The organism is Psychrobacter arcticus 273-4 (assembly GCF_000012305.1).
GTDB classification, from domain to species: Bacteria; Pseudomonadota; Gammaproteobacteria; order Pseudomonadales; family Moraxellaceae; genus Psychrobacter; species Psychrobacter arcticus.
Genome location: NC_007204.1, coordinates 92461 through 118273, shown reverse-complemented (window position 1 = coordinate 118273; position 25813 = coordinate 92461). Strand labels below are relative to the sequence as shown.

Below are 25813 nucleotides of genomic sequence, written 5' to 3'. Positions count from 1 at the left end.
AATATCGATACAACACGTACTACTGGTGCAAATGTTTCTTGCTTGCTGTGCCTACGCAGACAGAGGCTGCAAAAAATTTACACCAGCAATACTGTAGCGACTTTAAAGTATTTCAACTATATATTGTTAATATCGCCTTACTTGCCATCGTGTTTTTTGATGCTAATTAAAATCTATAGATGAAATAGCTTAATTTCGCGATCTTGCAAACATGGTTTTTCTGCTTATTTTAACGAATAAAAAACACCACCTTATCTTAGGTGGTGTTTTTTTATAGCGCTATTATAAAGCTAATTGATGCTAAAAGGTATATTAACCTGCTTGATCAAGCAACAAATTACGCAGATGACCGATAGCTTTGGTTGGATTCAAACCTTTTGGACATACTGATACGCAATTCATGATACCGCGGCAACGAAATAAGCTGAATGGATCGTCTAAACGAGCCAGACGAGCGCGAGTATCACTATCACGGCTGTCAGAAACAAAACGATCGGCATGCAATAGTGCTGATGGTCCTAAGAACTTATCAGGATTCCACCAGAATGATGGGCAGCTGGTTGAACAGCAAGCACATAAAATACACTCATACAAACCATTGAGCTTTTCGCGTTGCTCAGGTGACTGCAAACGCTCCGTCGCAGGCGCTGGCTGATCATTGATTAAGAATGGGTGTACTTTTTCGTACTGCTCATAGAATTGGTTCATATCAACGACCAAATCACGAACTACTGGCAAACCTGGTAACGGACGGACCGTTACTTTTTCTGGCAAAGTGTTCATGTTGATCAGACATGCTAGACCATTTTTACCGTTAATATTCATGCCATCAGAGCCACAGATGCCTTCACGGCATGAGCGACGGAAGGTGAGGGTTTCATCTTCCTTTTTTAGGCGTAATAATACGTCAAGCAACATACGATCTGAGTCTAATAACTCAACCGTATAAGTTTGCATACGCGGCGCTGCGTCCAGATCAGGATCGTAGCGATAGATTTCGATGGTGCGAGTACCTCGGCTCATAATGCTAAACTCCACACGTAGGTGATGGCGGGCATACAAAGATTGCAACATAATCGCGCTGACTATTGATATGTACTGATAATTAGCATCAAGTACTGATTAATAGGGCGCTGGCATGAGCTTGTAGCTGGCGGTCACCTTTTTAATAAATGAATAAAGGATAAAACGTTTATGCTGTCTGTATACATCAGATGCAAGCCGTCTAGAATTAGTAGACGCGAACCTTTGGTTCGATATAATCAACCGTCAATGGCACTTTACGAACAGGCTTATGGATGATTTTATTGCCTTCAGAATACCATAAGGTATGCTTCATCCAATCGTTATCGTTACGGCCGTTTGGTGCGTATGCATCATCTTCTGGACGGTCATAGTCAGAGACACTGTGCGCGCCGCGACTTTCGTGACGCTGGGCAGCAGATATCATCGTGGCTTTTGCGACCTCATAAAGGTTTGCCACTTCAAAGGCTTCGATACGAGCCGTGTTAAAGACTTGTGATTTGTCTGCCAAATGAATCTGATCAATCTTATCGCCTAGCGCTAGAATTTTTGCAACGCCTTCGTCCATCATTGCTTGCGTACGGAAAACACTAGCATGCGTTTGCATGGTCGCACGAATCTCATCGGCAACGTCTTGCGCATTGTAGCCTGACGTTGACTGTTGCAGCTTATCTAAACGACTGACCGTATAATCAAGGACACGAGGATCAAGTGGCTTGTAGTTATGGTCCGCATGATGGAACTCATCAACGATATGCTTGCCTGCCGCACGACCAAATACCAATAGGTCTAGTAGTGAGTTGGTACCTAAACGGTTGGCACCGTGGACACTAACGCACGCACATTCACCAATCGCATAAAGACCTTTAATCACATTACCTTTAGCATATAAACCGTCTTCATCAGTACCTGCCTCTAGATCCGGTACAATCACTTGACCATGAATCGTGGTTGGAATACCGCCCATCATGTAGTGAATGGTTGGGATAACGGGAATCGGCTCTTTAGTAATATCGACGTTAGCAAAGTTTTTACCAATCTCGAATACTGAAGGCAGACGCTTCATGATGGTTTCAACACCTAGATGCGTCATGTCCATCACGATATGGTCAGCATTTGGCCCACAACCACGACCTTCTTTGATTTCTTGGTCCATAGAACGAGAAACCAAATCGCGTGGTGCCAAGTCTTTAACCGTTGGCGCATAACGCTCCATGAAGGCTTCGCCATCTTTATTACGTAAGATTGCGCCTTCACCGCGGCAACCTTCGGTCAATAGTACGCCGGCACCATGAACGCCCGTTGGATGGAACTGCCAAAACTCCATATCTTGCAATGGAATACCAGCACGTACCGCCATGCCAATACCGTCGCCAGTATTGATATAAGCGTTGGTAGATGCCGCAAAGATACGACCAGCACCGCCCGTTGCCAATACCGTGATTGGTGATTGGAACACAGCAACCGTACCTGTTTCTTGTTCAATCGCGATAACGCCATTGATATTACCAGCGTCATCTTTGATCAAATCAAGTGCAATCCACTCGATAAAGAACTCAGTACCTTGCTGTAGATTTTTTTGATATAAGGTATGCAATAGTGCATGACCGGTACGGTCAGCAGCAGCACACGCACGTTGTACCGCTTTCTCGCCATAGTTTGAGGTATGACCACCAAAGGGACGCTGATAGATCGTGCCGTCCTCATTGCGGTCAAACGGCATGCCCATGTGCTCAAGCTCATAAACAACTTTTGGCGCTTCACGGCACATGTATTCAATCGCGTCTTGGTCACCCAACCAGTCTGACCCTTTAACGGTGTCATAAAAGTGGAAATGCCAGTTATCGTTGCTCATGTTACCGAGACTTGCACCAATACCGCCTTGGGCTGCAACAGTGTGCGAGCGAGTTGGGAATACTTTGGTCAATACTGCAACCTTCATGCCGGCTTCAGCTAAATGCAATGATGCACGCATACCTGAACCGCCACCACCAACGATGACCGCGTCATAGTTTAGGGTTTTGATATTGCTAATGGTATTGTCTTGTCTAGTTGCCATTACGGTTTTCCTAATGCCTGTTAATACTTACGAAGTAAATACAAGGACTGCTTAACCAGTCATGCACTCCGAGCTGAATCATCGACTCAAAGCACGGATATGGATGATGAAATTGTACAAAACTGGGTATTTAAGCCGCCTTCAACCACTTACTAAAATGTGCATATCTATCTGAGAATTAAACAGCAACGACACCGAAGCCATTACCCCAAAAAATCATGATGCCCCAGAATAAAAATACTAAAACGGCAATAATCATTAAGGTCTGTAATACCAGACGTAGACCCGCTGCGCTCGCGCCCAGTTTGCCTGTAGTGATATAGTCAGTAAATACGGTCCACATGCCAATCCATGCGTGACCGGCAAGGGCTAGAACTGCCACTAAGCTAAACAGACGCATTGGTAGGCTAGTCATAAAGTTTGACCATTCAGTATAAGTGACATCGCCATGGGTCAAAAAGAAGCCCAGTAGCACCACACTGTAAACTGCCAAGACCACCGCACTGATACGCTGGACAATCCAATCACGTGAACCTGAGCCGGTTAGACTGGTTGCGCTTTTGATTCCTGAATCGTTTTTCATTAGAACATCACCCATACAAATGACGCGACAATTAAAATCGCTGCAATTACAAAGCTGATCATAGAGGCGGCACGGCCAGATTTCAGCTCTTCATTCATGCCCATATCAGCAAATAAATGCTTCATACCCATCACAAAGTGATAAGCGATGGCGGCGACGAAAATCCATGCCAAAAAGCGCACAAGGACATTATCAAATACGGTTTCAAAACTCTCAGGCGATGCCAAAGAATTCTGCAATAACCACAGCATGACTGGAATAAGTAAGAATAAAACAATGCCAGAGATACGATGCAAGATTGAAGCAATCGCAATCGGTGATCGATTAACACTAATCACTTGGCTTAGGGGCAGATCAATAGGTCGGTTGCTTTTCACAGCGGGCATCCTTTTTGCGGTTATACTCCTGTATCTGCTATCAACGCCCGATACAAACACTATCTATAAGCGGTGAGCAACACACGAGACGAATAAAGTAAGGAAGGGCTAGCTGACGTCGTTTAATTTGCGCTAAATCTGAAAGTCTGCAAGGAGTGCTAGGGTCATTATAGAAACTCAACCCTCGCTCAATGAGCTGATACATCCTTTCAACAACAAGCTGTCTACATATTAACAGACCATAAAACGAAGCAGGGGATAAATCGATTAACTATTCTATTTTTACTGGTTCTCATTAACAAAAAAAGATAACGCCATGGAGTCATCTCTATATTATCCTTTTTCGTTAAGCTAACCTTCACTGTAGGCTATTTAAAAATAGAACAGTTAACAAGAATATTCAAGCGACAAGCTCAGTCTTGGTCTACAAAATGATCATTCAATCGTAACAAAGTATGAATGGAGCAAAGCCCATTATTTACTTTATCAAGACAAGCCATCAATTTTCGCAAAGCTAGTGCCAGTTAAATTCTTCTAATTATAAAATGACTGAGCACTAATTACAAATTTATTCCCTAAATAGTGGTTATTAGAGATTAATTAACAAAAAACTCGCTATTTGCAATATAAATTCATTAGTATTACTCAGTCTTACTACCCTACAAATCCAAACGCGTTTGTCGGTCAATGATGCTATGTCTGTTTTATAGTCGGTAACAGCAAATATCTCAACATAGTATTTGGCTAAAATCGGCTTCCTATGTCGGTGTTAACAATAATCATTACGCTATGGAAAACAGGGTGGTTTACAATTAAATTACCTACCAGACATATTTTGATACAAAGTTTACAGCCGATAAGTACTGTTAGCGCACGTCTATTGTGGGTCAAAATGGTAAAAGTCTTTTCAAAACTTGAGTAATAACTGCTAATATAGCCTGCATATTAAATGGGTCACATTCATTTTGTCCATTTGACTATATTATGATGCGAGGGTGTGCGTCACTACTATTTTTGTTCTAACAAATTAAAACAATGGAGATTAAATTATGGCTGATAATCAAGCCACATTGACCGTAGATGGTAAGGATTACCAACTTCCTATTACTGAAGGCACTTTAGGACCGTCAGTTATTGATGTTGCTGCTTTCCAAAAAGCTGGCTACTGGACCTATGATCCAGGCTTTATGGCAACCGCTCCTGTCGAATCAAAAATCACCTTCATTGATGGTGGTAAAGGCGAACTATTGCATCGCGGCTACCCTATCGACCAGTTAGCAAACAATGCAGAATATCTAGAAGTGGCTTATGCACTGATTCATGGTGACCTGCCTAACGCTGAGCAGAAAGCAGATTTCTATGAAAAAATCCGTAAGCATATGGGTGTTCATGATCAATTGCGTAAGTTCTTTGAAGGCTTCCGCCGTGACGCGCATCCAATGGCGATTATGGTTGGTGTCGTTGGTGCTTTATCAGCGTTTTATCATGAAAATTTAGATATTAGCAACGAAGAACATCGTGAGATTACAGCGATTCGTCTTATCGCTAAAATGCCAACGCTTGCCGCTATGAGTTATAAGTACTCAAAAGGCGAACCGTTCATGTACCCACGTAATGATTTCAATTATGCTGAAAACTTCTTATACATGATGTTTGCAACGCCTGCTGATGTTAATTATAAAACCAATGACGTTATCACTCGCGCCATGGACAAAATCTTTACCCTGCATGCTGACCATGAGCAAAACGCATCAACGTCTACCGTACGTCTAGCTGGCTCTACTGGCGCAAACCCTTACGCTTGTATCGCTGCTGGTATCGCAGCATTGTGGGGTCCATCACATGGTGGCGCCAACGAAGCGGTACTTGAGATGCTCGATGAAATCGGTTCTGTAGAAAACGTGCCTGAGTTCATGGAAAAAGTGAAGAGCCGTGAAGTGAAACTGATGGGCTTTGGTCATCGTGTTTATAAAAACTTTGACCCACGTGCACAAGTCATGAAAGAAACGTGTGATGAAGTATTAGGCGCATTGGGTATCAATGATCCTAAGCTTGAGCTTGCAATGGCGCTTGAGAAAATTGCTTTAGAAGACCCGTTCTTCGTTGAGCGTAACCTGTATCCAAACGTTGACTTTTACTCTGGCATTATCTTAAAAGCCATCGGAATCCCAACGTCAATGTTTACTGTCATCTTCTCATTGGCTCGTACCTCTGGTTGGATCAGCCATTGGCTTGAGATGCACAGCACACCGTTCAAAATCGGTCGTCCACGTCAGTTATATACTGGTGAAACGCATCGCGATTTTGTTAAAGTTGAAGATCGTAAATAGTTATTGAGCAGGTATAAAAAAATCTCGCCATGTGCGAGATTTTTTTATGACTAGATTTAACAGATTACTTAAATTCTTTTAACGTTTGCTCATATTTAGCGATTTGTTCGTCATAACCTTCGATGGTTTCATTAAATTTCGCCATTAGCATCTCAAATTCTTGCTGTTGGTTTTGTTTCATTTTCTGCATATCAAGTACTTGCTGGGCTTCTATCTGCTCCCAGACTTGATGCTGGATAATCAAACGTGCCAATGCAGGGCTTTTGGCGCTTACTCTGCCAGCGATTTCTGGAGCTTCAAAAAGCTGTGGCACTAAGGTTGCGATATTAATCAAAGTATCTATATCCTGCGCATTCAGTGGCGTGGTTACCGGCTGATAAAGCACTTCCATTGCTTGCTCATAGCGCTCTATAATCTGCTCTTCGGTCAATATAATAGGCTTCCGTGGCTCTAAGCTAATACGCTTTAACACTGTTAAATCACGCTTGCCGACTTCAGTATTGCTGTTAACTGGCTGATCATTACTAGTTTCAACAGCATCGGTAGGCTCATCGACCAATAAAGAGTTTGCACTGTCTGCGACATCAGCGGCTTGTAGCGACTCATACTCTGCTTGCAGACGCCCCTGTAATCTTTGAAACTGGGTAACATATAAAGGTTGAAAATGCTCTATACGAGCCGCAGCCGAGTCACTTTGCACCATAGGTTGAGTGTCTTCTTCGCTCTTTTGCTCACTAGTTTGTGGCTTATCCGCTACATTGTCTTTTGCTGCTTGCTGCTGACATCCGCTTAACAATAAGACGCCGGTCAATACCGTCGCAAGTAAGGTCTTCGAATACCGTGAACGCCCAGTGCCCTTCTTGGCAAGGTTACAACAATCTTCACTATTAGGCTTTTCTGGCAAAAATTTAAACATCTGAATTTATTTCCTGTGTTAAAAACAAAAATGTCACATAGCTATATAAAGGTTAAACTTAAGAATCAATCACGGTATGAGCTGCTAACCTCAAGCTTATCCATCGATTAAACGACTAAGAATGGAATACAGCTTGCGAGATCCTGACAATCTTCTCCGCGCTGACGACGGACAAAATAGTCTTGTACCATGCGTGCTTGCTGCTCAATACCATATTTAAAAAAAGGTTTACCCACTTCTAACACATAGTCATAGCGGCGATCGATAATAGCACCACGCACTACCTTCAAGCCTTGTTGCAGCTGCCATACATGTGTCAGTTCATGTATCAGCCAACTTTGCTTGCCCAATGCCGCTTGACTGAAATCTTCAACCCAATCTACTGGATGAAAATAAAGATGACCATTAGGACTCACCGCATAATGCTTGAGTACCCACCATGCTGTCTTCAGCTCAATGTCATCAAGTTTGAGGCTATCGCCAAAGACTGAATACGCCAGCTTTATCTCACCGGTAGTAAGCTTGCGCGCCTGCCGTTTAGTCGCCTTAGTAGGTACCGAATGATGATTAAATAGACGTTTAAAGATCGACTGCAACATGACTATTATCATCCTTTATATGTGATCTATCATGCTTATAGAATCAGTTAATACCTTAATAGCGATAATATAGATATAAATAAAGCGTTAAAGACATAAGCTGTACATTTAGCTGACTTTTATTAACGTGAATCTGCGTTAGCCTATCCTTTATAACAGTTATTCATAAAAGTATTACTTATCACCTTATTTACAACCACCAATCGCTTAATCGTCATAAAGACAGCGTTATGAAGACAAATATGGAAAACAGCAATTCAATGTTATAGCTTATGGACAACTGTTTAATTTTACAATAAAAAGCCTTAAATAACGAATATATAGAGAATTTTATGCCGCCTAATTTTCATGCTGATACGCCCTTAGCCCAACGTATGCGTCCGACCACGCTTGATACCATCATTGGCCAAGAGCATTTGTTGGCAGTCGGTGCTCCATTACGGCGCTTGGTGGAACAAGGACACCTGCCCTCTATCATTTTGCATGGGGAAGCAGGTATTGGAAAAACAACCATTGCCATGTTGCTTGCCGATGCCGTTGGCAGACCGTTTCATGCGTTGTCCGCGCTAAATACTGGGGTTAAACAGTTACGCGAGGTATTAGATAGTAAGGATTCGCTAAGCTTTGAGTCGCCTGTAGTATTTATTGATGAGATACATCGTTTTAATAAAGCGCAGCAAGATGCCTTACTCGGTGCAGTTGAGTCTGGCGATATTACCTTGATTGGCGCGACCACTGAAAACCCTTCTTTTAGTGTCAATAATGCGCTGTTATCACGTTGCCAAGTCTATCGCTTAGAACCATTGACGCCTGAGCAAATCAGCGCGGTATTACAGCGTGCGCTTTTGGAAGACAATGTTCTTAAGCAACTGTCCATCGACCTACAAGCACAGCAAACCATCAGCCAATTGGCGCATGGAGATGCTAGAAAGTCTCTCAATTTATTGGAGCTAGCGATTCAAACAGCTGACACTAAGCAATCACCGATCATCATCGACGATGCATTGGTCGCTCGGGTCGCTCAGACAGCACTCGTACGCTATGATAAAGATGGTGAGCAGCATTATGATATTGTCTCCGCCATGATAAAGTCTGTGCGTGGCTCAGACCCCGATGCTGCGCTATATTGGATGGCACGAATGCTCGTTGGCGGAGAGCCAGCTGATTTTATCGCGCGGCGCTTGGTGATTTTGGCCAGTGAAGATATCGGTAATGCCAACCCCAATGCCTTACTCCTCGCTGATGCTGCCCTACGTAGTGTACAATCTATCGGCATGCCAGAAGCACGTATTATCTTGGGGCAAGTAGTGGTATATCTGGCAACCAGCGCAAAAAGCAACAGTACATACAACGCTATCAATGCCGCAATGAGCTTAGCAGAAAAGGATGCCTCACCTGTGCCGCTACATTTGCGTAATGGCGTGACTAAGTTGATGCGTCAGCAAGGCTATGGACAAGATTATGTCTATCCGCATAACTATCCTAACCATTATTATGCGCAAAACTATTTACCAGATAAGTTGATAGGCACGCGCTTTTATGAATTTGCGGACAATCAACGTGAACAGCATAGTAAGCAGTTTGTTGATTGGTTAAAAAGCCAAGCCGCCAGCAATGACTAATGGCTCACAATATGGCTCACAATATGGCTGATTATGTGCGGTGATTATGTGCGGTGATATGTCAATTGTCATTACTATTAATGATACCAATCACGATTTTGGACAAACTGCTCTATATAGTTTCGAGATGAGGAAGCATAGTGGGATGAAAAGCGTTAAAATGTCCTCATAATGATATATAAGCAATAATTAGATAACGCTTTATATCCCAAATTAACACCTATCTATATAATAAAATATTGAGACATCCTATGAGTTTAAATACGATTCCTGAGATTATCGAAGACATTCGTGCAGGTAAAATGGTCATCTTGATGGATGATGAAGACCGCGAAAACGAAGGCGATATTATCATGGCAGCGACCCATGTTCGCCCTGATGATATCAACTTTATGATTACCCATGCGCGCGGATTAGTGTGTTTGACCTTATCACAAGCACGTTGTCAGCAATTGGCACTGCCACTCATGTCTGATCGTAATGAAGCAAAATTTAGCACCAACTTTACCGTTTCTATTGAAGCGGCTGAAGGGGTGACGACTGGTATTTCAGCCGCTGACCGTGCTCGTACCATTCAAGCAGCCGTCTCCTCTTCCGCAAAGCCAGAAGACATCGTGCAACCTGGGCATATTTTCCCAATCATGGCACAAAATGGCGGCGTCTTACATCGCGCCGGACATACCGAAGCGGGTTGCGATTTGGCACGTCTTGCGGGACTTGAGCCAGCAGCGGTTATTGTTGAAATTATTAATGCGGATGGCACCATGGCACGCCGCGATGACCTTGAAGTGTTTGCAAAGGAACATGACCTAAAAATCGGTACGATTGCTGATTTGATTAATTACCGTATTGCCAACGAACAGACTGTTGAAGAAATTGCAGCGCATCCCTTTGAGACAGAGTACGGTACCTTTACCTTACATCGTTTCCGTGAGTTTGGTGCTGACGAGACTCATTTAGCTTTGGTTAAAGGCGATGTGAGCCAAGGTGTTAGCACCGTTCGCGTTCATGGTTTTCATCCGTTACGTGACTTGTTTGCCGCCAAGAATGATACCACTGGGCGTAGCGGCTGGAGCGTGCGCTCAGCATTGGAAGAGATTAGCACATCAGAGCGCGGTGTTTTGGTTTGGATTGGTAATCATGAGCCGACTGACCTGGGTGATGCTTTGGATAAAGCGTCATTGAATGAAGCTATGTCTACCATCACCCAGCAACCTTATCGCAGCATTGGTGTTGGCGCGCAGATACTACGCCATCTAGGGGTACGTGATATGCGTCTGTTGTCATCACCGATGAAATTCCATGCCTTATCAGGTTTTGATCTAAATGTAGTTGATTGTGTTCATGCACCAAAACAAGATTAATATATAGTCGGTGAAAAGTAATATCGATACAACAGGTACTACTGGTGCAAATTTTTCTTGCTTGCTGTGCCTACGCAGACAGAGGCTGCAAAAAATTTACACCAGCAATACGGTAGCGACTTTAAAGTATTTCAACCATACTTCATTAAAAATGAAAGTTTATGATCCATAAAAAGGGCGCATCAACCGAGGTTGGTACGCCCTTTTTCTTATTTGTTCAAAGCTTAATGACAAAACACCATACTTAGACTTTTGGGATATGGCCAAATGTTGCCTCTAGTGCTAGCAGCCGTTCACGCTCTTCATCAGTCCATGGCATTTTATCTTGACCATTGCTATCTAAGCGCACTATAACTGCATCCGCGGTCGCAACGATGGCAGCTTGTGCTGTACTATAATAGCTGTACTCTATCGCAATGCTGGTCGTGCCTAAGCGCTGGCAACGCACGCCTAATAACAAGGTATCCGGATAAGTCACTGGGCGTAAATACTGGCAGCTGGATTGTGCTAATACCGTCACCATATTGCCATCAAACATGCCAAGCGCTTGCAAGTAGCCAATACGGGCTGACTCAGCGTAACGGTAGTACACCACATTATTTAGGTGATTAAAGGCATCCATTTCACCCCAATGAATCGGCTGCTGATGAATAATTGGATAATGCGATAGCGCGTCAGGACGATGATTGTCCAAAGTATTAACTATAGATGTTTGATTAAAAAGTTCCATAACTGCCTGCCTCTTATTTTTATAATGCTTTAAAACAATAGTGTAAATCAGCAAACCATTAACGTTGCGGCTTATTTAACATCTGCGAGGTCAACAATGGTGATGTTTTTGGTGCAGTGGCAATCAATCGATCCAAACCTTCTATCACTTCTGTCATATTTTTAGGAGAGGATTTGGTCTGTAAGTCATTTTTGTCGGACTGTTTTCTACTATCGATAGAAGCCTGCGATTCTGCTTGCTTAGGAGGCATCAGCGTTTGCAGCTGCTTGCGGGCTTGATTTAAATACATGACTAACTGATCACGATCATGCATATTGCTGGCTTGACTGGCTAAATTTAAGGTCATAATGGCTTCATGAATCGTCAGTTGCCGACGCGTTAAACGGCTATTGTCAGCAGATTGACTCGGCGCTGTGTTTTTCTGGGCTGCACTTTTGAAATCAGCATTAGTATTAGCAGCACGCTCATGGCGATATAAAAAGTCTTGGATATTTTGAATCGCAAGATTTTGCAGCTGCCAAGGGCTTGGCTGAGCGCTTCTCGCCTGCAAGCGCTGAATATCTTTGACCAAACTTTGCTTAATGACGACCGTTAGTGCAGGCGCAATCTCATTACTTTTTTGTGAGAGCTGCCAATGCAGACCTTGCAATAAATCAATCGCCGCACTGTTATTGCTGTCTGCCAACAATCTATCAGCAGCTTGTATCTGAATACGCAATAAATCTAGCTGGTTTTGAGCTTGGCTACTGACAGCTGCACTAGTCGCTGGCAGCGTTTGTTGATTCATCACAAATAAGCGGTCGTCCATCTCATTTAAACGGCTGACAACTTGCTCATTACTTTGCAAACGCTCATTGACTGTATGTGCAAAGCGCTGCTGACTGATATATAGCCACAGTAAGACGCCTATCAACAATAAAATAACTACCCATTGCAAGCGTAACAAGAACATATTTGCTTGCCGGCGCTGCTGAAGAGCAGAAGGGTCATTCGATAACGATTCAGAGTTCATTGGCATAAGGCCACACCGTTCATGATTGATAAGGTTAAGCGTAATCAGCTGAGCACATAGAGTAAATAAGTTTTATAGCAGTAGCATATTACTCTAAACGTCTCTCTTTTATCTTAAACTAGCTATATTTTAAATATTATAAGCTCGTTGTATTAATAGCAGCAAGAATGGTTTCTGGCGCCAAGTCTTCCACACGCCAATAACTTAAATGCTGCTCAGCAACCATATTGGCTAAGCGCTCGCCCAATACTACATAAGCAAAGTCTGATAGCTCAAGCGTCACATTGACTGACATCGCTTGGTTTTCTGCTGCTAAATTTAATGTTTTGGTAGCCTGAACGATACTTTGCCAATGCTCAAATGCTGTGCCACTACTCACAATGACAATGGGTTTTGCTTGCTGTGATATGGTTATGCCACCTATCGCATTCTGACTATCGAAATCTTGTAGCCATTGCTGATACTGCGCCATGGCATCGACAGGTATCTTGCGCTCGTACCAAGCAATACTATCGATATGAACTCCGCGCGCCTGTAGCGTATCGACCAATAATCGTCTTCCACCAAGACCCCGCCACACAAGCAGCTTATCCCCCGCCTGCAGGCTGTCAATCTCAGGCATCGATAGCATCCCTTCGTTATTAGCAATAGCAGGCTGCAGTACTTGATAGCTAGCAAAGGGTAATTTCACCTCATTTAACACCGCAGCAGTCGCTTCTCCAACCGCAATCAGATGGCTTGGCGCGACTAAAACCCCCAAGCTATCTTCTATGCCCTCTACTGCTTTATCAGTCGCGCCATTAGCTTGACGCTCACGCTCAAGCAACTGCCAGATAGCCAAACCTGAGGCTGCCGCTGTCGGGCTGACGATGACCAGTGCTTGATACTCGCCTGCTAGCCATTGGCGCATCAGTATCATATCATTGTCAGTGGTTGAACGCGGTTGCAGTGTCAACATCGGCATATCAATGACCGACATACCTGCCGCTTGTAAATGTCGCGTCAGCGGTGCAGCACGCTCTACTGGGCGCGTATTGATGACGACTTGCGGCAGCAATGATGGCGTATCAATTGGCTGATTTGAATCCGTGGACTTAGGTGATGAGCAAGACATAAACATACCGTAAAAAAAGCGGATAGCGTTAGCATAACCATAAAGCAATCTAAACCATGATAGCTCTATGATTGAGTTATCATGGTGATTCGGTATATATCCAGTGTTATCCAGTTTGGCTATTATTCAGGGTGATAGATCGCTGACAAAATAGCACCAGCACCAGCTTCTAATAGCATCTCAGCAACTTCGATACCCAGCTGGTTGGCTTGGGCTTCTTGCTCAGCTTGACTGCCCGTTAATGTTTGACGCTTTTCAACTTTAAGCAGCTCGCTACCATCTTCTTGACCAACGCGACCACGCAACCACAAGGTATCGCCTGCGTCATTATTGTTGCTAACACTGCCATTGTCGTCATTATCAGCAGCCAATGCGTCTGCCTTTTGCAGTACAGCATAAGCGGCGATAGGTACTTGGCAACCACCTTGCAGATGTCGATTTAATGCGCGCTCAGCAATCAGGCGAATACGGGCTTTGTCATCATTAAGAGGTGCCAATAACTTTAATACTTCGTCATCATCTGCGCGGCATTCAATCGCTAACGCACCTTGCCCAACCGCTGGCAAACATATATCGATATCCAATTCGCTGCGAATACGTGCATTAAGCTCAAGACGCTGTAGACCACTAGTCGCCAAAATAATAGCATCATACTCGCCAGCATCTAACTTGCTTAAACGCGTACCGACATTGCCGCGCAGGGTTTTAATTTGCAAATCTGCACGATAAGCTTTGATTTGACACTGACGACGCAAACTTGCTGTACCGACTACCGCACCTTGTGGCAATTCATCGATACTATGATAAGTGTTGGAAACAAAAGCGTCGGTTGGCGAGGCACGCTTGCAATAAACACCTAACGTCAAGCCTTCTGGTAAATCCATGGGCACATCTTTTAGAGAGTGCACCGCAATATCTGCCTGCTTGTCATACAATGCCTGCTCAAGCTCTTTGACGAACAAACCTTTACCGCCAATTTTTGCCAGTGGCGTATCCAAAATTTTGTCACCCTTAGTGACGATTTTTAGCAGGTTAATCGTCATCTCAGGATACAACACTAGTAGCCGATCACGAATATGCTCAGCTTGCCATAATGCCAATGGGCTCTGGCGCGTGGCAATATTTAAGGTAGTCAAAGCAGGTTGCTGCATGGTGCTCATAAAAGGCCTCAATAATTTTAATACTAAATTTTCATTGCTCGAAAATAATGCGAGTTTGTCGCCCAAGATGCGGCATAAAAATGGTTTATAACAATAATAATGCAAAAAAAATACCCCTATTTAAGCATAAATAAGGGTTTGATGATATGGAGAGATTATTTTAGGAAAGAAAGCAGGCAATGCTTAGATGTTTTGAATCTTTTCGCGTAGTCCCGGTATAGTTGAAATACTTTAAAGTCGCTACCGTATTGCTGGTGTAAATTTTTTGCAGCCTCTGTCTGCGTAGGGTATAAAAAACTCTAAGCGCTCCGCTAGTAAGGCAACCTCATCATTTGCTATACTTGAGTTCTTATTCTCTTGACTTGTCTTAGACCGATATGAACGCCAACTCTTCAAACCTTAGTAATCCTGATTCAAATAACAATTCATCTGCTTCTGAGTTTAGCACAGATGCTTCTATAACAAACGCTGCCGCACAGAACATCCCTCCTAGCAGTCAGGGTCAGCAGATGTGGGGCGGACGCTTTAGTGAAGCGACTGACAGCTTTGTTGCTGCCTTTACCGCATCGGTTGGCTTTGACCAACGCTTTGCTCGCCATGATATTCAAGGCTCAATCGCTCATGCGACCATGCTTAAAGAGTGCAGTATCTTGGAAGCTGATGACGTTGCGACTATCATTGATGGCTTACAACAAGTGCTGCGTGAAATCGAAGCCGGTGAGTTTAACTGGTCGATTGCCCTAGAAGACGTCCACATGAACGTCGAATCACGCCTGACCGATATCGTCGGCGCAGTGGGCAAAAAACTGCATACCGGACGCAGCCGTAATGACCAAGTGGCGACTGACATTCGTCTTTGGTTACGTGAAGAGACCGATAATATCATTGCGCTATTGGTTCGCTTACAAAGTGGCTTACTTGATTTGGCTGAGCAGCATACCGATACCATCATGCCAGGCTTCACCCATTTGCAAACCGCGCAGCCTGTCAGCTTTGGTCATCATGTCATGGCATGGTTTGAAATGCTGTACCGTGATACCGAACGCTTGGTCGATGCACGTCGACGTATCAATCAAATGCCTCTTGGTAGTGCCGCACTTGCTGGTACAACGTTCCCGATTGACCGTACCATTACTGCTGAACTGTTAGGGTTCGAAGGTATTTGCCAAAACTCGCTTGATGCCGTATCGGATCGTGATTTTGCGATTGAGTTCACCTCGGCAGCGTCTATTTTGATGATGCACATGTCACGCATGAGTGAAGAGATTATTTTATGGATGTCCGCGCAATTTAACTTTGTGCAAATCCCTGACCGCTTTTGTACTGGCTCATCTATCATGCCGCAAAAGAAAAACCCTGACGTGCCAGAGTTAGTTCGTGGTAAAGCGGCGCGCGTATTTGGGCAATTGATGACGTTACTTAGCCTAATGAAGAGTCAGCCACTTGCTTATAATAAAGACAACCAAGAAGATAAAGAACCGCTATTTGATTGTGTTGATACCTTGACCGGTTCGTTATTGGCGTTTGCTGATATGCTACCGAATATTACACCCAATAAAGAAAACATGCGCGCCGCAACGATGAAAGGGTACGCTACTGCGACCGATTTAGCCGATTATCTGGTGCGCAATGGTGTTGCATTCCGTGATGCTCATGAAGTCGTTGGTAATGCCGTTGCGTTAGGCATCAAAGAAGGCGTGGATTTGAGCGATTTATCATTAGCACAACTACAGCAATTTAGTAATGCGATTGGCGATGATGTTTTTGACTTTTTGACTTTAGAAGGTTCACTTGCCGCTCGTGACCACTTGGGTGGTACTGCGCCCAATCAAGTGAAGCAAGCCATCAGCCGTGGACGTACCCGCTTAGAAGTATTTGCGTAAACATTTTTGTCTAACTGCCGGGTTAATCTAGGTAGCTCATTAATGTCATATTTTTACCATAAAATACCCGCCTTCGTTGCGGGTGTTTTTTTGAGCAGAATCAGGTACAGTATTAGGCAATCCTATCTCTTCTTAAAATCATTAAAAAACCACTAGAGTCGGTGAAAAGTAATATCGATACAACACGTACTGCTGGTGCAAATTTTTCTTGCTTGCTGTGCCTACGCAGACAGAGGCTGCAAAAAATTTACACCAGCAATACGGTAGCGACTTTAAAGTATTTCAACTATATAAATCAGGAGTTACTCATGACCGCAACCTTTAACCCACAAGCCAATACCGTATTTTGCCGTAAATATCAGCAAGACTTACCAAAGATGCCGCATCCTCCTTTTCCGAATAAAAAGGGTCAAGAACTACAAGAAACTGTGTCTGAAAAGGCTTGGAAAGAGTGGCTTGAGCAGCAAACCATGCTAATTAACGAAAACCATCTCAGTATGCTAGATCCGAAAGCGAAGCAGTTTTTGACCGAGCAGCGTGACAAGTTTTTAGATAATGAAGATTATGAGCGTGCTCAGGGCTGGACACCAGAAAGCTAATATTGAAACGATACTAACAAACAGGTAAATGACTAGGACTTGTCGTCGAAGTTTGATAGTATTAAGAAGATTCACAACACTGACAGACTCGGGGTGCGATATATATTGACTGCTTAACATGCAGTTAACATATGGTCGCTGAGAAACCACCCGCCGAACCTGATGCGGTTAGTACCGACGCAGGGAAGTCTTAAGCTTATGTTATATCTGTATAAAGGGCGCGCAAAAATGCCTTTTTATTATTGTCAGTATCTAGCAGCGCTGTATATTGCTGTATGCCAATAAATAAAATGATGCCCACCAATCTTTTATAGATGACTTATCAGGATTTATTTTGATAACAGCATTATATTGTGATTGAATTTATCGGTATGGGATAGGCTTGCCCCGCAGCTACTGGCGGTGTTGATTTTATTCAAAAACCAACACGCTAGGACAGCATATGACTATTTCAGATATTGGTTCACAAGCCTCTACGACTACTTCGTCAAAAGCGACTGCTAAGGCAGACGCGCTAAAAACCCCCGCCCATCGTAGCGAAACTGACGCCCGTTTCGAAGAAGACGCGCGCGACTTGCATCGCATCCTTCCTGCCTCTCGTAAAGTCTATATCGAAGGCTCACGCCCCGATATTCAAGTACCGATGCGTGAGATTACCCTTGACCCTACTCCTATCCAAGGCGTACCTGAAAGCGAGTGGGAGCAAAATCCACCGTTTTACGTCTATGACACCTCAGGTGTTTATACTGATCCCAATACCACAATTGATTTGACTAAAGGTTTACCCAAGCTGCGCGAAGAGTGGATTAAAGAGCGCGGTGATACGGAACAATTAAGCGGCTTATCAAGCGATTATGGACAGGCACGTGCCCGTGATATCAGCACTGCCAATCTGCGTTTTGCGCATATTGATAAGCCGCGCCGTGCTAAAGCTGTTGATGGGAAAGTAGGTAACGTCACGCAAATGCATTATGCGCGCCGTGGTATTATTACTCCTGAAATGGAATATATTGCCATCCGCGAAACCCAAAAGCAGCATGAATTGACCGATATGCGCCAGCACGAAGGCGAGACTTTTGGTGCGCATACGCCAGCGATTATTACCCCTGAATTTGTACGTAGTGAAGTTGCCGCGGGTCGCGCCATTATTCCGAACAATATTAACCATCCTGAATCTGAACCGATGATTATCGGGCGTAATTTCTTAGTGAAAATTAACGCCAATATCGGCAACTCTGCACTGGGCTCTTCTATTGATGAAGAAGTGTCAAAAATGACGTGGGCAACGCGTTGGGGTGCGGATAACATCATGGATTTATCCACCGGTAACCACATCCATGAAACCCGTGAATGGTTGATTCGTAACTCACCTGTACCAATTGGTACTGTACCGATTTATCAAGCCCTAGAAAAAGTTGATGGCGTTGCCGAAGATTTAACATGGGAGATATTCCGAGATACCTTGATTGAGCAAGCCGAGCAAGGCGTTGATTATTTTACGATTCATGCCGGTGTATTGCTACGCTATGTACCGTTGACCGCCAATCGCTTGACCGGTATCGTCTCCCGTGGTGGCTCTATCATGGCGCAGTGGTGTTTGGCACATCATAAAGAAAGCTTTTTATATACCCATTTTGAAGACATTTGCGAGATTATGAAGCAGTATGATGTGGCGTTTAGCTTAGGTGATGGTTTGCGTCCGGGCTGCTTGCAAGACGCTAATGATGAAGCGCAATTCGGTGAACTGCGTACCCTCGGCGAGCTGACCCAAGTCGCATGGAAACATGACGTACAAGTCATGATTGAAGGTCCAGGTCACGTGGCGATGAATCGTATTAAAGAAAATATGGACTTGCAGCTTGAGACTTGTGCCGATGCACCTTTTTATACTCTAGGACCATTAACCACCGATATCGCACCCGGTTACGATCATATTACCAGTGCCATTGGCGCAGCAATGATTGGCTGGTTTGGCACTGCGATGCTGTGTTACGTGACGCCAAAAGAGCACTTGGGTTTGCCTAATAAAAAGGATGTCAAGGACGGCATCATCACTTATAAAATCGCTGCCCATGCCGCTGATCTTGCCAAAGGTCATCCCGGTGCGCAGGCACGTGATAATGCGTTATCCAAAGCCCGTTTTGAATTCCGCTGGGATGATCAGTTTAATTTGGCGCTCGACCCTGATACCGCGCGCGAGTTCCATGATGAAACCTTGCCTAAAGACGCGCACAAGTCAGCACACTTTTGCTCCATGTGCGGTCCTAAATTTTGTTCCATGAAAATTACCCAAAACGTACGTGATTATGCTGCCGGACTAAAAACCTTAGCTGATACAAAAAACAGCGTGTCCCCACAATCAGGTGCGCTCAATGATGCTGAGCATTTGATTAAAAAGGTAGATACACAGCTGGTCGAGCAAGTTGGCTCAGCAAGTGCTGAGGAGATTCATCAAGGGATGGCAGAAATGACAGAGAAGTATCACAAAGAAGGTCGCCAGTTATATAAAGAAGTATAGAGCAGTAAAATTAATATCTAAATTAACCATAAAAATACCCCATAAGTTGGACACAACTTATGGGGTGTTTTTATGCGTTACAATCTAAACTTTAAGATCAAAATCTAGACGTTAAACTTTAGACGCCTGATAAATCTCATCAATCGAAGTATTAATGGTATCGGCAAATTTTTGATCGCTTTGCTGTTTGCTTAAGCCTTCGGTAAAGGCACGCGAGAAGCTCGCAATCATACCTGGGTTTTGCTTAAGTTTCGCGCAGGCATCTGTGCGGCTATAGCCACCTGATAATGCGACCACTTTAAGCACTTTTGGATGGTCCATCAGTTCTTGATAAAATCCTGCTTCTTCAGGCAAAGTCAGCTTAAGTATCACTTGTTGCTCATCGTTTAAGCGCTCAAGATGACGCAAGATACTGGCTTTAAGCATCAGCTCACAGTCATGCTTTTGCGCGCTATTGATATCCACTTCTGGCTCAACGATAGGCATCAAACCCTTTGATAGGATTTGCTTTGCCACATCAAACTGCTGCTGGACGACCAGCTCAATGCCATCGACATTTGGCTCGTAAATCACAGAGCGCATTTTAGTGCCAAATACTGAATAGGTTTTTGCCTTATCCAATAATAAGTCTAAATTAGGTATCGGACGCATGACTTGCACGCCATTCATACGTTCTGCTAAGCCTTTATCGACCTTTAAAAATGGGACGATTTGCTTGTCTTCCCATAAATAGTTGCCCGTTGGCTTACCATTGACTGCTCGTTCCATGGTATCTTCGAACAAAATCGCACCAAGCACACGCTCATTATCAAAGCAGTCGCACGTCATGATACGCACTCGCATCTCATGCACTTGGTCAAACATGGCTTCGTCATTGTCATAGGCATCGCCCATAACCCCGTAGTTCTCTAACGCTTTTGGCGTACTGCCACCACTTTGGTCAAGGGCGGCGATAAATCCTGAACCATTTTTGATACGTTGTAATTGCTTTTGGTATTCCATGGAAAGAGCATCCTGTTTTATTTATTAAGATCAAGTGTCACAAATGAGATCTTTAGCTGATATTGATCTAACCGTTCGTAGATAACCTTACCATAGGATGCTATATGTGCCTATATCTGAACAGCAAAAGCACCTATAAAATTGGCGCCATGCCCCTATTAAACCAAAAGCATTTAAGCCAAAAACAAGACTGCCACACAGCAAATCGCCAATAATAAACCTACGATATTCATACGGTTGAGCGATTCTTTAAATACCCCAATACCAATAAGAGTAGCAACAGCAATTACGCCAACGTTCATAGCGGTAAAAACAATACTTGGCGATTCGGACAATACTTGATGGGCACGGATATAAGCATAAATATTGCCCATATTTAGTGCACCTAGTAAGATTCCTGCCGCAAGGGCATTACCCTGCCAGCGGACGCGGTTGATCAACAGATAAATAAGCAGCAATAAAGCCGCTAAGCCAAAACTGACAAATAGTGTCAGCGGAAAGGCAGCACCTTGCTTAGCGACTTGTTTGAATAAAATATCAATAATGCCATAGCCTGCCCAGACGCCAAACAACCATAGCGGTGTATGTTTGGCTTGTTTGCTAATCTGACCCTGATGCGGATGGTAAATCAGCGCCCCAAGTGCCAAAAATCCAAGCAATAAGCCGAAAACACGTGTGCCTGTCAATACTTCTCCAAATAAGAGAAATGCCGAGACAATAGGAATAATTAACGATAAACGCTGAGCGGCATCGGTGGCTACCATACCGACCGCCTCAATCGCGCGCCCAAGAATGATAAACACCGCTGGCAACAGCACACCAAGGGCGATAATAATAGCCCACGCTCCGCCAAGGGCGCTCATGCCACTAATATCCGGCTTCAATAACAACCACGTCAGCAAAAAGGCGACTGGATAACCAGCAACGATGGTTTGACGGATATCGATATCACGTTGGCGCAATACTTTGAGTAGCACAGAGACAGCAACGCTACATAGCACCGCTATCGTTAAATACATCATAACTTTTTTCCTTAATCATCCATCATGTTGAGGATATCTCTATATCAGTGTTGATCTTAAAATCAAAGAAAATCATAGAATGTAACAATATAGGTCGTATGCAGCAAGCCATTTATCTTTATGAGTCATAAGATATCGGAATTAGTGTCTGCTGCGTTCAAATTACAATTAGTCTGTAAGCGTGGTGGTTAAGATTTGCTAAAATAGCACACTACTTACTCACTTATATAATTGCTCAAGACGGTGTCTACTCACGCTTATCTTGACGTATTGCTATTGCCTATGAACACTCTATTTCACTTTTTTGAAAATCGCCTACCTGCCTTCCCTGAAACACCGATGCCGCTACCCTCACCTCGTGATGGTATGCTGAAATTTTTGTGGGCATGTACTAACGGTCTACGCGGCTGGCTACTGCTGTTTATGATTTTGTCAGCGGGTATTGGTATTTACGAAGCCATGCTCTTTGCTTGGATTGGTAATATCGTCGATTGGCTTGGGGTTTATACGCCGGAAAATCTGTGGCTAGAAAAAGGCGACATGCTGCTACTCATGCTGGCGGTGATGATCGTCAGCCCATTATGGATTGCCTTGTCATCGTTTATCCATTTTCAGACCTTGCAAGGGGTATTCCCTATGCAGATGCGCTGGCGTTTTCATCAGCGCATGCTTGGACAATCGATGCAGTTTTATCAAGATGAGTTTTCTGGTCGTGTCTCAGCAAAGGTAATGCAAACGGCATTGGCAGTACGTGATACCGTTATGACAGTTACCGACATGTTTATGTATGTCGCAGTCTATTTTATCACCTCAGGCATTATTCTCTTTAATCTTGATAGTCTATTATTAATACCCTTTATCGCGTGGTTTGTACTGGTTTGTCTCGCAATGTGGTTTTTTATTCCTAAGCTCAAACAGACAGCTATCGTACAAGCGGATGCTCGCGCCTTGATGACGGGGCGCATCACTGATGCTTACGCCAATATTATGACCGTCAAGCTGTTCAGCCACTCGCGCCGTGAGCTCAGTTACGCCAAAAACGCTATGGGGCAGTTTTTGGGTACCGTCCATGCACAGATGCGCTGGGTCAGCTATCTTGAATTTTCAACGCATTTGATTAGTGTTGTTTTGGTCAGTAGTACTGCTGGTATTGGCTTGTATTTATGGCAACAAGACGCGATTGGTGTCGGTGCTATTGCCGCTGCAACCGCCATGGCACTACGCTTAAATGGTTTAACGCGCTGGATAATGTGGGAGACAGCAAGTTTGTTTGAAAGTATCGGTACGGTACAAGATGGCATGCATACTTTATCTGCACCGCAAATGATTACTGATAAGCCAAATGCACCTGCGTTAGATGTCACTAATGGACGTATTGTCTTCGACAATGTTAATTTTAGTTATGAAAATAATGATGATAACGAGGCTAGCAATAGCAATGATATCAATGGCTATTGCATCAATAACGCCAGTATCTCTACCATAAAGCTGCTTGACAACTTTTATCTAGACATCAAACCGGGCGAAAAAATCGGTCTGGTTGGGCGCTCAGGTGCCGGTAAATCCACTTTGGTCAATCTGCTACTGCGCTTTTTTGATGTCGATGGCGGTAAGATTTTTATTGATGGGCAAGCGATTGATGAAGTTACCCAAGAATCATTACGTCAGCAAATCGGTATGGTCACCCAGGATACCTCTTTATTACATCGTACCGTGCGCGAAAACATCGCTTATGGTCGTCCGGATGCCACTGATGAGGAGATTGTCATCGCGGCAAAACAAGCCCAAGCATGGGACTTTATCAAAGACTTATATGATGATAAAGGCAATACTGGACTTGATACCCAAGTTGGTGAACGCGGCGTCAAACTTTCTGGTGGTCAACGTCAGCGTATTGCCATCTCTCGTGTTATGCTAAAAAACGCGCCGATTTTATTATTAGATGAAGCCACCAGCGCTCTTGACTCTGAGATTGAATTTGCAATTACTGAAAGCTTAAACGATATTATGACTGGCAAGACGGTTATTGCTATCGCCCATCGCTTATCAACCATTGCTGCTCTTGATAGACTGGTGGTGATGGATAAAGGTCAAATCATTGAGCAAGGCAGTCATGACGAGCTATTGAATCTACATGGCGTCTATGCACGCTTGTGGCATCGTCAAAGCGGTGGCTTCTTAGGTGAAGACAGTTAATTAAAAGCGCTTTATTAACAATAACCTTTCACAGGGACGTGTTTATTGTATGGAAGCATTCATAAATCGCATCAATCTATTGCCTTATGACGGACAGGTAAATAACTTAGGGATTGTTATTGATTATCCCAGCTCCTTATTTTATAACCTAGTGACCGAGCTACCTTGGCAAGCGGATATCGTCACTTTATTTGGTAAGACGCATATTACGACGCGTCAAATCGTTTGGATGGGTGATAGCAATATTGACTATCAGTACTCTGGTCATAGGCGTCAAACGATACCATGGACGGATACTATGTTTCATGTGAAACAACATGTTGAGCAGCAGTTATCAGCGCTTGGAATTGATGCTAATTTCAATTCGTGCTTACTCAACTATTATCCTTCTGGCGATGACGGCATGGGCTATCATGACGATGATGAAAAAGAGCTCGGTGAGCAGCCGGTTATTGCTTCGTTATCGCTCGGTGCTACACGGAAATTTGTCTTTAAGCATAAAAAAACTCAAGATAAAGTCGAGCTCTATCTTGAGTCAGGTCAGCTCATTGTCATGCACGGTGATACTCAGAGCTTTTGGAAGCATAGCATTACCAAAACTAAAACGGTAGCTACAGGACGTATTAGCCTAACCTTTCGCCAGATATATTCCAATAATCAAAGCTAGCTATTAACTAAACCTAGCAATGAATTAAATTTGACTCAGCTGACTTTTAACACCAATTTACCAAAAGCATCGCCTTTTTGCAGCTCATGATGGGCAGCAATCACTTCTGCTAATGGATAGGTCTTTTGCAAACGTAAAGTCAGCTGACCATCTGCCACAAGCTGTAAAACACGCGCCATGTCTTCGCCATTACGCTGAGCCGCATAGCCCTCAACGCTTAGATTTTTTTGACTGCCTGCCTCTTTAAGCTTATCTACCCAAATCGTTGGTAGCACATACACACGCCCAGAATCTTTCACAACGTTCAGCGCTCGTACACCAGCTTCATCACCGACCAAATCCAGTAGCACATCAGCTTGCAGCTCAGGGAACGTTTCGTCCTTGGTGTAATCAATCCAGCCTGCAAGCTGGCTGGTGTCTATCAAGCTATCCAGTTTTTCATACTTTTCTGCTGAACAAATAAGCGTGACTTTAACATTGTTTTTGGCAACTTTATCTATCAAAAGCTGTATCAATAAATGACCAACACCGCCTGCTGGGGCGTTCATCACTACATGCTCGCCCTCTTTTATGTCGGCAAACTCAACAAATTGTAGCGCTGTTTGTCCAATACAAGGCAGTGCGCCTGCCTGCTCTAAGGTAACAGTTTTAGGTACACGTGCCAGCATTTTGGCATCGACAGCGACATATTCAGCATAGCATCCACCGTTAAAGGTTAATGCCGCCACTTTATCACCAACCACAAAATCTGTGCTACGGCTTTTGACCACTGTGCCTGACATATCAAAACCTAAAATCGCGGGCTGATTATGATCAAACTTATCTTTTTTGATATTGGCAGCGCCCCAACCTTTACCTTGACGGGTTTTATAATCGACAGGATTGATACCTGCGTAAGCAATTTTTACCAGCACTTGATCATCTGTCAATTCAGGTACGGCGACATCATCTTGGTACGTCATGACTTCAGGTGCACCAAACTCACATATGAGTACCGCATGCTGGGTCTTTGGGATTTGTTTATCAGACATCATTTA

General features: G+C 43.8%; 21 protein-coding genes and 1 riboswitch. Of the genes, 8 read left to right on the top strand and 13 right to left on the bottom strand.

All coding sequences use genetic code 11. From position 1 onward, the window contains the following. Nucleotides 1-312: 312 nt before the first annotated feature. From PSYC_RS00520 to sdhC, 4 genes are all read right to left on the bottom strand, one after another. On the bottom strand, nucleotides 313-1023 hold the full coding sequence (locus PSYC_RS00520) for a succinate dehydrogenase iron-sulfur subunit (protein WP_011279414.1): 711 nt from the start codon (nucleotides 1021-1023) through the stop codon (nucleotides 313-315). Between the two features lie 208 nt (nucleotides 1024-1231). Further along, nucleotides 1232-3082, bottom strand: coding sequence for a succinate dehydrogenase flavoprotein subunit (gene sdhA, locus PSYC_RS00515; protein ID WP_011279413.1), 1851 nt, complete (start codon nucleotides 3080-3082; stop codon nucleotides 1232-1234). 178 nt (nucleotides 3083-3260) lie between these two features. Further along, the gene (gene sdhD, locus PSYC_RS00510; RefSeq protein WP_227500365.1) at nucleotides 3261-3647 is read right to left on the bottom strand and encodes a succinate dehydrogenase, hydrophobic membrane anchor protein; all 387 of its coding nucleotides are present in this window, start codon (nucleotides 3645-3647) and stop codon (nucleotides 3261-3263) included. 17 nt (nucleotides 3648-3664) lie between these two features. Continuing rightward, nucleotides 3665-4051, bottom strand: a complete 387-nt coding sequence (sdhC, locus tag PSYC_RS00505) for a succinate dehydrogenase, cytochrome b556 subunit (RefSeq protein WP_011279411.1) — start codon at nucleotides 4049-4051, stop codon at nucleotides 3665-3667. A gap of 1040 nt (nucleotides 4052-5091) precedes the next feature. On the opposite strand from sdhC, the gene gltA reads away from it, so the two are divergent. Next, nucleotides 5092-6372, top strand: coding sequence for a citrate synthase (gene gltA, locus PSYC_RS00500; RefSeq protein ID WP_011279410.1), 1281 nt, complete (start codon nucleotides 5092-5094; stop codon nucleotides 6370-6372). Between the two features lie 64 nt (nucleotides 6373-6436). On the opposite strand, the gene PSYC_RS00495 is transcribed toward gltA, so the two are convergent. Further along, complete coding sequence (locus PSYC_RS00495) at nucleotides 6437-7288, bottom strand: hypothetical protein (RefSeq protein WP_011279409.1); 852 nt, start codon at nucleotides 7286-7288, stop codon at nucleotides 6437-6439. A 107-nt stretch (nucleotides 7289-7395) separates the two neighbouring features. Then, nucleotides 7396-7887 (bottom strand): hypothetical protein, encoded by a 492-nt coding sequence (locus PSYC_RS00490; protein ID WP_011279408.1) that lies wholly within the window; start codon nucleotides 7885-7887, stop codon nucleotides 7396-7398. A gap of 332 nt (nucleotides 7888-8219) precedes the next feature. Here PSYC_RS00490 and PSYC_RS00485 point away from each other — a divergent pair, with 332 nt between their 5' ends. Beyond that, the gene (locus tag PSYC_RS00485) at nucleotides 8220-9509 is read left to right on the top strand and encodes a replication-associated recombination protein A (RefSeq protein WP_011279407.1); all 1290 of its coding nucleotides are present in this window, start codon (nucleotides 8220-8222) and stop codon (nucleotides 9507-9509) included. Nucleotides 9510-9760: 251 nt separating this feature from the next. Then, on the top strand, nucleotides 9761-10873 hold the full coding sequence (gene ribBA / locus PSYC_RS00480; RefSeq protein ID WP_011279406.1) for a bifunctional 3,4-dihydroxy-2-butanone-4-phosphate synthase/GTP cyclohydrolase II: 1113 nt from the start codon (nucleotides 9761-9763) through the stop codon (nucleotides 10871-10873). Between the two features lie 244 nt (nucleotides 10874-11117). Here ribBA and PSYC_RS00475 read toward each other — a convergent pair whose 3' ends face one another. From PSYC_RS00475 to hemC, 4 genes are all read right to left on the bottom strand, one after another. Further along, the gene (locus PSYC_RS00475; RefSeq protein WP_011279405.1) at nucleotides 11118-11603 is read right to left on the bottom strand and encodes an acyl-CoA thioesterase; all 486 of its coding nucleotides are present in this window, start codon (nucleotides 11601-11603) and stop codon (nucleotides 11118-11120) included. A 58-nt stretch (nucleotides 11604-11661) separates the two neighbouring features. Beyond that, a complete protein-coding gene (locus PSYC_RS00470; protein ID WP_011279404.1) occupies nucleotides 11662-12621 on the bottom strand; it encodes a hypothetical protein in 960 nt (319 codons plus the stop codon). Nucleotides 12622-12751: 130 nt separating this feature from the next. Continuing rightward, complete coding sequence (locus PSYC_RS00465) at nucleotides 12752-13729, bottom strand: uroporphyrinogen-III synthase (protein WP_041757407.1); 978 nt, start codon at nucleotides 13727-13729, stop codon at nucleotides 12752-12754. 122 nt (nucleotides 13730-13851) lie between these two features. Further along, nucleotides 13852-14889 (bottom strand): hydroxymethylbilane synthase, encoded by a 1038-nt coding sequence (gene hemC, locus PSYC_RS00460; RefSeq protein ID WP_011279402.1) that lies wholly within the window; start codon nucleotides 14887-14889, stop codon nucleotides 13852-13854. A 509-nt stretch (nucleotides 14890-15398) separates the two neighbouring features. Here hemC and argH point away from each other — a divergent pair. The 3 genes from argH (at nucleotide 15399) to thiC (ending at nucleotide 19889) form a co-directional block, all read left to right on the top strand. Further along, entirely contained in the window at nucleotides 15399-16772 is a 1374-nt protein-coding gene (argH, locus tag PSYC_RS00455; RefSeq protein ID WP_011279401.1) for an argininosuccinate lyase, read from the top strand. Between the two features lie 308 nt (nucleotides 16773-17080). After that, nucleotides 17081-17371: an oxidative damage protection protein gene (locus PSYC_RS00450; protein WP_011279400.1), complete on the top strand. Its 291-nt coding sequence runs from the start codon at nucleotides 17081-17083 to the stop codon at nucleotides 17369-17371. 79 nt (nucleotides 17372-17450) lie between these two features. Next, nucleotides 17451-17574, top strand: a riboswitch (TPP riboswitch). 239 nt (nucleotides 17575-17813) lie between these two features. Then, the gene (gene thiC, locus PSYC_RS00445; protein ID WP_011279399.1) at nucleotides 17814-19889 is read left to right on the top strand and encodes a phosphomethylpyrimidine synthase ThiC; all 2076 of its coding nucleotides are present in this window, start codon (nucleotides 17814-17816) and stop codon (nucleotides 19887-19889) included. A gap of 111 nt (nucleotides 19890-20000) precedes the next feature. Here the strand turns inward: thiC and PSYC_RS00440 are convergent, their stop codons facing one another. Next, on the bottom strand, nucleotides 20001-20891 hold the full coding sequence (locus tag PSYC_RS00440) for a fructose bisphosphate aldolase (protein ID WP_011279398.1): 891 nt from the start codon (nucleotides 20889-20891) through the stop codon (nucleotides 20001-20003). A gap of 173 nt (nucleotides 20892-21064) precedes the next feature. After that, nucleotides 21065-21913, bottom strand: a complete 849-nt coding sequence (locus PSYC_RS00435) for a hypothetical protein (RefSeq protein ID WP_011279397.1) — start codon at nucleotides 21911-21913, stop codon at nucleotides 21065-21067. A 282-nt stretch (nucleotides 21914-22195) separates the two neighbouring features. On the opposite strand from PSYC_RS00435, the gene PSYC_RS00430 reads away from it, so the two are divergent. Both PSYC_RS00430 and PSYC_RS00425 read left to right on the top strand, forming a co-directional pair. Then, entirely contained in the window at nucleotides 22196-24109 is a 1914-nt protein-coding gene (locus tag PSYC_RS00430; RefSeq protein ID WP_011279396.1) for an ABC transporter ATP-binding protein, read from the top strand. Nucleotides 24110-24158: 49 nt separating this feature from the next. Next, nucleotides 24159-24776: an alpha-ketoglutarate-dependent dioxygenase AlkB family protein gene (locus PSYC_RS00425; RefSeq protein ID WP_011279395.1), complete on the top strand. Its 618-nt coding sequence runs from the start codon at nucleotides 24159-24161 to the stop codon at nucleotides 24774-24776. Nucleotides 24777-24811: 35 nt separating this feature from the next. Here PSYC_RS00425 and PSYC_RS00420 read toward each other — a convergent pair whose 3' ends face one another. Further along, nucleotides 24812-25807, bottom strand: a complete 996-nt coding sequence (locus PSYC_RS00420) for an NADP-dependent oxidoreductase (RefSeq protein WP_041757824.1) — start codon at nucleotides 25805-25807, stop codon at nucleotides 24812-24814. Nucleotides 25808-25813 lie beyond the last annotated feature (6 nt).

Coding starts and splice junctions, on each gene's coding strand:
- PSYC_RS00520 (WP_011279414.1), bottom strand. CDS start 1,023: ATGAGCCGAGGTACTCGCACCATCGAAATCTATCGCTACGATCCTGAT.
- sdhA (WP_011279413.1), bottom strand. CDS start 3,082: ATGGCAACTAGACAAGACAATACCATTAGCAATATCAAAACCCTAAAC.
- sdhC (WP_011279411.1), bottom strand. CDS start 4,051: ATGCCCGCTGTGAAAAGCAACCGACCTATTGATCTGCCCCTAAGCCAA.
- gltA (WP_011279410.1), top strand. CDS start 5,092: ATGGCTGATAATCAAGCCACATTGACCGTAGATGGTAAGGATTACCAA.
- PSYC_RS00495 (WP_011279409.1), bottom strand. CDS start 7,288: ATGTTTAAATTTTTGCCAGAAAAGCCTAATAGTGAAGATTGTTGTAAC.
- PSYC_RS00490 (WP_011279408.1), bottom strand. CDS start 7,887: ATGTTGCAGTCGATCTTTAAACGTCTATTTAATCATCATTCGGTACCT.
- PSYC_RS00485 (WP_011279407.1), top strand. CDS start 8,220: ATGCCGCCTAATTTTCATGCTGATACGCCCTTAGCCCAACGTATGCGT.
- ribBA (WP_011279406.1), top strand. CDS start 9,761: ATGAGTTTAAATACGATTCCTGAGATTATCGAAGACATTCGTGCAGGT.
- PSYC_RS00475 (WP_011279405.1), bottom strand. CDS start 11,603: ATGGAACTTTTTAATCAAACATCTATAGTTAATACTTTGGACAATCAT.
- PSYC_RS00470 (WP_011279404.1), bottom strand. CDS start 12,621: ATGCCAATGAACTCTGAATCGTTATCGAATGACCCTTCTGCTCTTCAG.
- PSYC_RS00465 (WP_041757407.1), bottom strand. CDS start 13,729: ATGTCTTGCTCATCACCTAAGTCCACGGATTCAAATCAGCCAATTGAT.
- hemC (WP_011279402.1), bottom strand. CDS start 14,889: ATGAGCACCATGCAGCAACCTGCTTTGACTACCTTAAATATTGCCACG.
- argH (WP_011279401.1), top strand. CDS start 15,399: ATGTGGGGCGGACGCTTTAGTGAAGCGACTGACAGCTTTGTTGCTGCC.
- PSYC_RS00450 (WP_011279400.1), top strand. CDS start 17,081: ATGACCGCAACCTTTAACCCACAAGCCAATACCGTATTTTGCCGTAAA.
- thiC (WP_011279399.1), top strand. CDS start 17,814: ATGACTATTTCAGATATTGGTTCACAAGCCTCTACGACTACTTCGTCA.
- PSYC_RS00440 (WP_011279398.1), bottom strand. CDS start 20,891: ATGGAATACCAAAAGCAATTACAACGTATCAAAAATGGTTCAGGATTT.
- PSYC_RS00435 (WP_011279397.1), bottom strand. CDS start 21,913: ATGATGTATTTAACGATAGCGGTGCTATGTAGCGTTGCTGTCTCTGTG.
- PSYC_RS00430 (WP_011279396.1), top strand. CDS start 22,196: ATGAACACTCTATTTCACTTTTTTGAAAATCGCCTACCTGCCTTCCCT.
- PSYC_RS00425 (WP_011279395.1), top strand. CDS start 24,159: ATGGAAGCATTCATAAATCGCATCAATCTATTGCCTTATGACGGACAG.
- PSYC_RS00420 (WP_041757824.1), bottom strand. CDS start 25,807: ATGTCTGATAAACAAATCCCAAAGACCCAGCATGCGGTACTCATATGT.